The organism is Candidatus Cloacimonadota bacterium, from assembly GCA_012522635.1.
Taxonomy (GTDB): Bacteria; Cloacimonadota; Cloacimonadia; order Cloacimonadales; family Cloacimonadaceae; genus Syntrophosphaera.
In genome coordinates this window covers 1-9447 of sequence record JAAYKA010000008.1, presented here as the reverse complement: position 1 = coordinate 9447, position 9447 = coordinate 1, and the positions used below count along the sequence as shown (strand labels likewise).

The window sequence follows — 9447 nt, the reverse complement described above, 5'->3', positions numbered from 1 at the left end:
GGCAGCCTCTGTTTTGTTTTGTGACACGCCCTGGCCGGTGGAGTACAATCTTCCCAGGTTGAATTGCGCAACGGGGAGGCTCTGCTCTGCTGCGAGCTTGAACCAGTTGGCAGCTTGCTTGTGGTCCAGTTCCACGCCCAAGCCATTTTTGAACAACACTCCCAGGTTGTTTTGCGCGTGGACATGACCCTGGTTTGCGGCGAGACGATACCATTTCGCGGCTTCTTGGGGGTCTTGTGATACGCCCAGACCATCTTCATACAACATTCCCAGGTTATGCTGCGCATCGGCATAACCCTGCTCCGCGGCAAGGCGATACCATTTGGCGGCTTCGCTGAAATCCTGCTTTACACCCTGGCCATTGCTGTACAGGTAGCCCAGACTGGTTTGCGCGTGGGCATGAGCCTGGTCAGCAGCAAGGCGCACCCATTTGGCGGCTTCGCTGAAATCCTGTTCCACACCCAGGCCATTGTAATATAGCGCAGCCAGAAGGTCTTGCGCATTGGCATGACCCTGGTCTGCGGCAAGACGATACCATCTGGCGGCTTCTTTGTAATCCTGCGCCAGGTCCTGGCCTTCGTGGTATAACCTTCCCAGGTTATATTGCGCTTCGGCATCCTCAGTTTGGGCACGTTCCAGCAGCGTTTTGTCCATGTTTTCCTCCATATTTTGCAGATGGAGAGAGAGAAGAGGATGGAGGATTTTCGTCAAGAAATATATTGCCTTCTGTCGGCGCTGCCGCTCCGCTTGAAAAACAGGGACTGGCTCCTATCGCTACGCTCTAGGATGACGGACTGGTCTGGGTTTGGGTTGTTGATTTCGGAGTCTGGGTGGTCGAAGGAACATTCTTAATTGCCAGGGCTTGGATCTTTCGCTGAAGCTCAGGATGACGGGTCGGTGCGGGTTTTAGTGGTGAAGTGGCAGGCAGCGAGATGGCAATTGAGAGTATCGATTTCAAAAAACCGGATTTTATTTGACAGATTTTGGGGAAACACATTGATAGACATCATTACAATAAGCAAAAATGAATGGAGATAAGAAAATGAAGAAAACCCTTGTTTTGGTCGCTTTGCTAATCTTCGGATTGGGAGGATTGTTGGCCGGGTCCCGTGATACTTGGATTGATGAGGACTTTGGTTCCGGCACTTTTCCACCTCCGGGCTGGAGCATTGAAAACCAGGCTGGAAATTGGAGCCTCCGCAACAGCAGCAATGCTGGCGGCAGCCTTCCCGAACTGCGCCTGAACTGGAGCCCACAATTCAACGGAAGCACCTATTTTGTTTCCCCCAGCGTGGACACCAGCGGCGAAAGCATCATGTATCTGGATTTCAGGCAGTTTGTGGACCACTATAACTCGAATTACAGGATTGGAGTGGCAACCCGCAGCGGCACAGCAGGAAGCACCTGGAACATTGCCTGGGAAATGACTGTGAGCGGTAATCTGGGTCCTGAACTGAGGACGGTGGAACTCGCCACCCAGGATGTGGGCGCGGCGGATTTTCAGTTCGCGCTGTTTTTCAGCGGCAATTCCACAAACCTGAACTATTGGTTTATCGACAACATCAGGCTTTATACGCCCTTTGAATATGACCTTGCCATCACCGGGACGGATTTGCCCCAGCAAAGCAGCATGGGAAGTAGTTTCACGCCCAAATGCACCGTGGCAAACCTGGGTGAAAATCCGCTGGTGGCGTTGGTTTCGCTGGATGTGTTCCGCGGAGAGGAATTGGTTTATTCCCAGCCGGAACATTACAGTGTTTTTCTGGGTTCCTGGGAAACCGACACCGCCGTTTTTCCGGATTTCAGTCCGACGATGACCAACGAGCTTTACCGTTTTGAATTTTTGGTGACGTCATTGGAAGACGTGGAAGACCAGGACCCGGCAAATAATCTGAAAACCGCGTTTGTGAACACCTGGACCACACTGAAGCAGATGGTGCTCTTGGAGATTGGCACAGGCGGCTGGTGCCCCTATTGCCCGGGAGCGGCGCTGGCGGCGGATGATTTTGTGGATGGCGGATACAACGTGGCTGTGCTTGAAAACCACAATGGAGATGCCTTTGCCAACACCGATTCCGACGGCAGAAACGGCTATTATGGCGTGAGCGCCTATCCCACCAGTATTTTCGATGGCACACTATTTTATACCGGAGGCAGCAATTCGAACAGCATTTTCAATTCCCTGTTGCCCCTTTACAATCAACGCGCCACAGTGAGAACCCCGGTTTTCATCATGATTTTTGGCGAGCAAACCCGCACAGGATATGACATCACCATCGTGGTGGATAAAATGGCGCCGGTGGCGTATCCGAATTTGGCGCTGCATTTGGCTTTGACTGAATCCCACATCACCTATTCCTGGCAGGGACAAAACCACATGAACTTTGTGAACCGTGGGATGTTTCCGGATTGGGAAGGAACCGTTATCGACCTGATGAACGCGCCCATCGGAAGCAACTATTACACCCTGTCCATCGATAAAGACGAGACTTGGGTGGCGCAAAATTGCGAACTGGTGGCGTTCATCCAAAACCTTGACAACAAGGAAGTTATCCAAGCCACAAAGCTGCCATTCTTGGAATTGGAAGCGCCTCCCGTCGCCAATGATGATAACAGCATGCCAGGGGTTAAAACCTCTCTGGGTGGTGTTTTCCCCAATCCTTTTTCCCAAAACACGATGATTGAATATACCATGAAGGAGAGCCAGCGGGTTGAACTGGGCGTGTATAACCTACGGGGACAGTTGGTTCGCACCCTGGTGGCGGAAAATAAGAGCGCCGGAAGCCACCACGCTCAGTGGGACGGATTGGACAACAATGGTCAAAAACTGGGCAATGGCGCCTACATCGTCAGGATGAAAAGCGGTGGGGAAGCCTTTTCCTGTAAATTGGTGCTGATGAGATAGAATCCGCCTGCAATCAGGATTGAATATCAGCCAGATAATGAAAGGCGCGGAGATTATTTCCGCGCCTTGTTTAATTTATTGCGTAAAAGGCTGGGTTATCCCTGTTTTCCAATCTCCATGCCGCGCTTGATGGCGGTGAGGTTCAGTTCCAAGAGACCAGGGTCTTTGGCAGCGAGGAAGGATTTGAGGTCTTCTTCCAGGGTCTCAAATTTGATGAGGCCGGTTTTGCCAATCACGATGCCGATTGCCAGCATATTCAACACACGGATGGAGCCGATTTCCAGGGCGATGTCGCTGAGCGGAGCCGCCACAATTTGAACGTCGTCGCGTTTGCAGCCGTGGGGGCAGGCGCTGGTGTTGACAATGACCACGCCGTTTTTGCGAACCTGGGGGGCAAATTTATCCAGGGAAGGCTGGTTTAAAGCCACCAGGATGTCTGGATAGCTCACGATGGGTGAGGCGATGGGTTCGTCTGAGACCACGGCGGAAACGTTTGCCGTGCCACCGCGCATTTCCGGGCCGTAGGAAGGCAGCCAGGAGACATTTTTACCTTCTTTCATGCCGCTTTGGGCAATGAATTTTCCGATGGTGAGGACGCCTTGTCCTCCAAATCCCGCGCAAATCATTTCAGTGGTCATTATTCAACTCCCTCGCCCTTGTCCCGATATACGCCGGGTTTGAAGAAGGGCAGCATGTTTTCCTTTGCCCAATCCCGAGATTTATTGGGGTCGATGCCCCAGTTTGTGGGACAGGTACTCACGAATTCCACGAAGGTGAAACCGCGTTCTTCCTTGTTGTAGAGAATGGCTTTGTCCACGGCTTTTTTGGCCTTGATGATTTCCGCCGGACTGAGCAGGGAAACTCTTTCGATATAATATGGCGCAACCAGCGTCGACAGCATTTCACACATGCGGACGGGGTAGCCAATGTCGTTCACGTCGCGTCCGTAGGGGCTGGTGGTGGTTTTCATGTTGGGCAGGGTGGTGGGAGCCATCTGTCCGCCTGTCATGCCATAGATGGCGTTATTTATGAAGAACACGCTGATGTGTTCGCCACGGTTTGCAGCGTGAACGATTTCAGCGGTGCCGATGGCGGCAAGGTCTCCGTCACCCTGATAGGTGAAAACGTGCATTTCGGGACGGGCTCTTTTCATGCCTGTGGCAACCGCAGGAGCGCGTCCGTGAGCCGCTTCCGCCATGTCGAAATTGAAGAATTTATAGGCAAAAACGGCGCATCCCACGGGGGCAACGCCGGTCATGAGATTGATTAAGCCCTGTTCTTCAATCGCTTGAGCGATGAGCCGGTGAGCCACGCCGTGCATGCAACCGGGACAGTAGGTAAAGGGAACGTCCCTGAGGGTTTCTGGTCTTTTTGCGATAACTTCCATTTGGCTCTCCTTTATTTGAAACACTCTTCCAGCTTTTGCTGGATTTCGGCGGGTGTGAACACGATGCCGCCGACTTTGCCCCAGAATTTGACCGGGGTTTTGCCGCAAACGGCGATTTTTACGTCGTCCAACATCTGGCCTGTGTTGAGTTCGAACACATACACCTGCTTCACTTTGGGGCCGATGGCGGCAGCAACCGCTTCGTAGGGATAGGGCCAGCAGGTGATGGGACGAATCATGCCCACGCTTTTGCCGTCTGCCTTGAGCTCGTTGATGGCGGATTTTACCACGCGGGAAGCGGTTCCCCAAGCCACGCAGAGGATTTCGTTGTCGTCTGAAAGGTTGTAGGTGTCATACCTAATCTCGTTCTTTTCCATCTCGGCATATTTCACATAGAGGTTTTCCACGTGTTTTTCCAGCATGGCGGGGTCGATTTCAAGAGAGTTGATTTCATGATGATGCTTTTTATCTCCATCTTCGTTGGGATGGATGCACCAGGATTTGTGTTGCTCTCCCAGAGCTGCGATTTGTTCGTCGCTGAGGGGTTCCTTGAATTCCACGGGTTCCATCATCTGTCCCAGCATGCCGTCTGCCAAAATGGTGACGGGATTGCGATATTTATCCGCCAAATCAAAGGCTTCGGCAGCCATATCCGCGAATTCCTGCACGGAACTGGGCGCGAGGACAATCATGCGATAATCGCCGTGTCCGCCGCCTTTCACGGCTTGGAAATAGTCGCCCTGGGCGGGCTGGATGTCGCCCAAACCGGGGCCGCCGCGCTGGACGTTCACAATCACCGCGGGCAGTTGCGCGCCAGCGATGTAAGAAATTCCTTCCTGTTTCAGCGAGATTCCCGGAGAGGATGAAGAGGTCATCACGCGTTTTCCGCAACCGGCAGCACCGTAAACCATGTTGATGGCGGAAACTTCACTTTCAGCCTGGAGGAAGGTGCCGTTCACTTTTGGCATCATTTTTGCCATGTATTCGATGAGTTCACTTTGGGGTGTGATGGGGTAGGCAAAATAGAGGCGACAGCCCGCACGGATGGCGGCTTCAGCCACAGCTTCGTTGCCTTTCATTAAGATTTTTGACATTCTGGCCTCACTTTTCGATGGTGATTGCCACTTCCGGGCAGGTCACATAACACATTTTGCAGGCGATACATTCGTCCTGATTAAAACATTCCGCGTAGTGGTATCCCTTGGCATTGATGTTCTCTGAAAATCGGATGATTTTCTTTGGACATGCTACTATGCAGAGTCCACAACCTTTGCAATAGAACGGGTCAACCGTCATTCTTGGCATGGTCGTTCTCCTTCACAATATGTTTTTTACTATTCTGGGATAAAGCCTGAGGCTGCCCAAATCTGTCAAACACTTTCTTCAAAACAGCCCTCAAAGCGAGAAAAAACTCGTTTTGCCGAAAAGTGGGTTTTCCCCACCTCCTCCAGGGCTCAAAAGCTCCAAAAATCCCAAATTTTGCGTTTGGGTCAAGCCACTGCCCTGTATGGAGTTAACCTGAAAAACGCAATTTTTTACTTGACAAAATTGAGGGTCTCAAAAATTTTCCGCGGCAAGACTTAAGCAAACATGGAACAAAAAATATGAGAAAACAATCTAAAAAAATTCTTTCCACTGTTTTTGCAATCTGGGCCACATTCGTCGGACCCATCATTGCTCAAACTGTGGCAGGAGAAACAGATATGGAAGAACTCACGATTTCCACCGAGCAGGTGGCAGTGATTGATTCCATTCACACCCAAGAACCCCCAAGTACGCATAAACCGCTGGATTGCGAGACCTGGGTTGCTTCCTATTATGGGAAAAAATTCCACGGACGCAAGACAGCCAGCGGTGAAGTTTATAATCAGCACGCGATGACATGCGCGCACAAAACCCTCCCCTTCCAAACCCTCCTAAAAATCACCAATCCCAAAAACGGCAAGAATGTAATCGTGCGTGTCACGGATCGCGGGCCCTTCATCCGCGGACGAGATATTGACCTTTCCTACGGCGCGGCAAAAGAAATTGGCATGTTAGCCGCCGGCGTGGCAAAAGTCCAGGTGGAAAAGCTTCCCGACAGAAAGGCAAGTTCAGAAAGCTAATCCTCCGGTCCCATCCAAATAACGCGGGATCGATCCTTGCCCCCCACCCCCACAAAAAGCAGAGCAATGATCGATCCCATTTTTTATATATAGAGAAACCATGCGAAAAACAATCATCCTTTCCCCAGCGGTTGAAAAAGCTTTGGCCGCAAAGCTGCCCGTGGTGGCTCTGGAATCCACGGTTCTGACCCACGGTTTGCCCCATCCGCAAAACCTTGAAATACTCCAGGAGCTGGAAAATATCCTCGCTTCGGAGGGGGTCACAGCCGCCACCATCATCGTGTTCGAAGGCCATGCCCATATTGGCTTGGAGCCGGAATTGCTCCAAAAGATTCTGCCCTTGCTGCAGGAGCCGGGATATTTTAAAAAGCTGGGCATGCGTGACCTAGCTCTGGCAGCCGCGCTGAAGCAAAGTGGCGGAACCACAGTTTCAGCAACGATGAAACTTGCCGCGCTGGCAGGGATTGAAATTTTCGCCACCGGTGGCATCGGCGGTGTTCATCGCGGTTGGGAGCAAAGCTTGGACATTTCCAGTGACCTGTGGGCGCTCGCAAACCTCCCTGTGGCGGTGGTTTCAGCAGGTTGCAAAGCCATCTTGGATGTGTCGGCTACACTGGAATGCTTGGAAACGCTCGCGGTTCCGGTTTTAGGCTGGAAAACACATACTTTCCCCCTGTTTTACACGCCGGACAGCAAGTTTGGCATCCCCTGCCTAAAGAACACGGAGGATTTTGCCCAGCTTTGGAACCACCATAACAACTTGGGCGGCAAAGGGCTTTTGGTGGCAAATCCCATCCCGGAAAATGACGCGCTGAACCCCGTGGAAATCGAAGCGCAAATCGGTTCCTGTCTGAGCGAAGCCCAGCAAAAAAGCATCCATGGCAAAGCGCTCACACCTTTTCTGCTTGACTGCCTGGCGCGAACCACAAAAGGTGATTCTGTGAAAGCAAACTTGGCGCTTCTGAAAAATAACGCGCAGCTTGCCGCCAAACTTGCCAAAACACTATCGAAAAGAGGATAGCCAAATGCGTATCTACATTTCCATCGACATGGAAGGAATGCCCGGCACCTATAACTGGAACCAGGAAAAAACAGACCGCCCCGCGGTGAAGGCATGCGTTGAACACCACGTGAAAACCGCTTTGGAAGCGGCACTCAACAGCCCCCAGGCAAAACAAATTGAGGAAATCACGATTGCCGATTCCCACGCCGATGGGGACAACCTTTCCTTCCGCATCACAGAGCTGGATTCCAGAATTAATCTAATCTCCGGCTGTCCCAGACCCCGCTATATGATGCCGGAACTTTCTGCAGAATACAGCCAGGTTTGGCTTTTGGGCTATCACAGCGGCACAGGCGCCTTGAAGGGCAACATGGACCACACCTATTCAAACAGCCGCATCCACAACATTTGGATTAACGGCAAACCGATGAACGAAACCCTGATAAATTCAGCCTATGCCGGCTCTTTGGGCATTCCGGTCACCCTCGTTTCCGGGGATGAAACCCTGCAAAAAGAATTGGCGGCGCCCATGCCCTGGTTGGAATATGTGGCAACAAAACGAGCCGTGGCAAAGTTTTCCGCCCTGAACTATTCCCGCCTCAAAGTGGATGAACTCACGCGGGAAGCGGTTCAAAAAGCGCTGGCAAAATCCCTTGATGATATTCCGCTTTATAGCTTTGAAGCGCCCATCACCTTAAGGATTGAATTTAACCACACTTCCATGGCAGAACAAGCCTCCCTGATGCCCCATACGAAAAGATTGGACGGACGCACTTTGGAGTATGTCGCCGATGACTATGAAATCGTGTTTGAGGCAATCATGGCCATGGTTTGGCTGGCATCCACCACCTCAATGTAAGGAGCCGAAAAAATGGAAATAACACTCGTCACCATCGCCCGTTTCACAGACAGTTTTGAAGCCGAACTTGCCAAGGAACTGTTGATTGACCAGGGTATCAATGCTTTTTTGAAAAACGTAATCGTGCATTCCATGCTGCCGGGGATTTTTCCCGGAAAATTCGACGTGGAGCTTCAGGTTGCGTCCCAGGATTCCGAGCGCGCCAAAGAACTCCTCTCCCAGCGGCAGAGCGGCTCCCAAATCAAGAATCTGCTCATCTCCAGCGGTGCCATTTTGGAAGGCCATTTCCAGCTCACATCTGGAAAACACAGCGGTCAATATGTGGAAAAAATCCGGCTTTTGCAAGACCCCATCGCCACGGAAATGGTTTGCGGAATGCTTGCCGAAGCTTTGGAACCCTTCGAATTTGATACCGTAGTTGGCCCCGCCTACGGCGGCATCGTTTTGGCTTTCGAAGTGGCAAGAATGTTGGAAAAAACCTTCATCTTCACCCAACGCAAGGATGGCATCATGACCATCCGCAGCGGTTTTGATTTGGAATCCGTTAAAAAAGCCGTGGTCATCGAGGATATCCTCACCACCGGAAATTCCGTGCGGGAGGTCATTTCCTGCCTTCAGGACAGGCAAATCGAGGTTCAAGCCGTGGCGGGCATCGTTGACCGCAGCTCCGGCGCAGCGGATTTCGGCGTTCCCTTCGTCTCGCTCTTGCAAATGGAAATCCCGGTCTGGCTTCCTGAGGAATGTCCGCTTTGCACGGCTGGACAGCCTTTGGTGAAACCTGGCGCCAGCGACAAAAAGATTTGAGCGCGGATTTGGAACACCTTGCCATAATCTCACTGGCTCGTTTTGAGCGCGAACAACTGGCGGAACTTTTAAAATTCTTCCCTTTTGGAGAGAAAACCCGCTGGTTTTATCTGCACACCGGCAACCCGGACGAAGAAGAGCTTCCCCAACACCCAAATTTCACAGCCAAAGCTTTTGGCAATCATGAGCCCATTCCCAAAATGCTGGCCTGCCTGAAAAAGGAAGGGCAGACCTCGCTTTGCTTCGCCAGCAGTGAAAGCGCCCAGCGCTGGTTTCAGGCGCAAAAACAACCCTACATCACCCTCCATCACGGCGAAAACCTGCTTTTGGCAGACCTCAACGAGCTTGAAACGGATTTCACGGAGCAAATTGAAAAGCTTTGCG

At 51.7% G+C, this 9447-nt stretch carries 11 protein-coding genes; 6 read left to right on the top strand and 5 right to left on the bottom strand.

What is annotated here, in order from left to right; genetic code table 11:
• On the bottom strand, positions 1-666 hold a 666-nt coding region (locus GX135_00350; GenBank protein ID NLN84539.1), incomplete at its 3' end, for a sel1 repeat family protein.
• Between the two features lie 376 nt (positions 667-1042).
• On the opposite strand from GX135_00350, the gene GX135_00345 reads away from it, so the two are divergent.
• Positions 1043-2905: an Omp28-related outer membrane protein gene (locus tag GX135_00345; protein ID NLN84538.1), complete on the top strand. Its 1863-nt coding sequence runs from the start codon at positions 1043-1045 to the stop codon at positions 2903-2905.
• A gap of 95 nt (positions 2906-3000) precedes the next feature.
• Here GX135_00345 and GX135_00340 read toward each other — a convergent pair whose 3' ends face one another.
• The 4 genes from GX135_00340 to GX135_00325 are packed head-to-tail and all read right to left on the bottom strand — an operon-like array spanning position 3001 to position 5597.
• Positions 3001-3543 (bottom strand): pyruvate ferredoxin oxidoreductase, encoded by a 543-nt coding sequence (locus tag GX135_00340; GenBank protein NLN84537.1) that lies wholly within the window; start codon positions 3541-3543, stop codon positions 3001-3003.
• The gene (locus GX135_00335; GenBank protein ID NLN84536.1) at positions 3543-4292 is read right to left on the bottom strand and encodes a 2-oxoglutarate oxidoreductase; all 750 of its coding nucleotides are present in this window, start codon (positions 4290-4292) and stop codon (positions 3543-3545) included. Before GX135_00335 ends, GX135_00340 begins: the two co-directional genes overlap by 1 nt.
• A gap of 11 nt (positions 4293-4303) precedes the next feature.
• Positions 4304-5386, bottom strand: a complete 1083-nt coding sequence (locus GX135_00330) for a 3-methyl-2-oxobutanoate dehydrogenase subunit VorB (protein NLN84535.1) — start codon at positions 5384-5386, stop codon at positions 4304-4306.
• A 7-nt stretch (positions 5387-5393) separates the two neighbouring features.
• Positions 5394-5597 (bottom strand): ferredoxin family protein, encoded by a 204-nt coding sequence (locus GX135_00325; protein NLN84534.1) that lies wholly within the window; start codon positions 5595-5597, stop codon positions 5394-5396.
• Positions 5598-5995: 398 nt separating this feature from the next.
• On the opposite strand from GX135_00325, the gene GX135_00320 reads away from it, so the two are divergent.
• From GX135_00320 to GX135_00300, 5 genes are all read left to right on the top strand, one after another.
• Entirely contained in the window at positions 5996-6397 is a 402-nt protein-coding gene (locus GX135_00320; protein NLN84533.1) for a septal ring lytic transglycosylase RlpA family protein, read from the top strand.
• A 100-nt stretch (positions 6398-6497) separates the two neighbouring features.
• Entirely contained in the window at positions 6498-7418 is a 921-nt protein-coding gene (locus GX135_00315; protein ID NLN84532.1) for a pseudouridine-5'-phosphate glycosidase, read from the top strand.
• Between the two features lie 4 nt (positions 7419-7422).
• Complete coding sequence (locus GX135_00310; GenBank protein NLN84531.1) at positions 7423-8259, top strand: peptidase; 837 nt, start codon at positions 7423-7425, stop codon at positions 8257-8259.
• 132 nt (positions 8260-8391) lie between these two features.
• Entirely contained in the window at positions 8392-9063 is a 672-nt protein-coding gene (locus tag GX135_00305) for an orotate phosphoribosyltransferase (protein NLN84530.1), read from the top strand.
• Positions 9000-9447, top strand: a 448-nt coding sequence (locus GX135_00300; GenBank protein NLN84529.1) for a hypothetical protein, incomplete at its 3' end; no start/stop codon positions are given. The genes GX135_00305 and GX135_00300, both read left to right, overlap by 64 nt.

Coding starts and splice junctions, on each gene's coding strand:
- GX135_00345 (NLN84538.1), top strand. CDS start 1,043: ATGAAGAAAACCCTTGTTTTGGTCGCTTTGCTAATCTTCGGATTGGGA.
- GX135_00340 (NLN84537.1), bottom strand. CDS start 3,543: ATGACCACTGAAATGATTTGCGCGGGATTTGGAGGACAAGGCGTCCTC.
- GX135_00335 (NLN84536.1), bottom strand. CDS start 4,292: ATGGAAGTTATCGCAAAAAGACCAGAAACCCTCAGGGACGTTCCCTTT.
- GX135_00330 (NLN84535.1), bottom strand. CDS start 5,386: ATGTCAAAAATCTTAATGAAAGGCAACGAAGCTGTGGCTGAAGCCGCC.
- GX135_00325 (NLN84534.1), bottom strand. CDS start 5,597: ATGCCAAGAATGACGGTTGACCCGTTCTATTGCAAAGGTTGTGGACTC.
- GX135_00320 (NLN84533.1), top strand. CDS start 5,996: ATGGAAGAACTCACGATTTCCACCGAGCAGGTGGCAGTGATTGATTCC.
- GX135_00315 (NLN84532.1), top strand. CDS start 6,498: ATGCGAAAAACAATCATCCTTTCCCCAGCGGTTGAAAAAGCTTTGGCC.
- GX135_00310 (NLN84531.1), top strand. CDS start 7,423: ATGCGTATCTACATTTCCATCGACATGGAAGGAATGCCCGGCACCTAT.
- GX135_00305 (NLN84530.1), top strand. CDS start 8,392: ATGCTGCCGGGGATTTTTCCCGGAAAATTCGACGTGGAGCTTCAGGTT.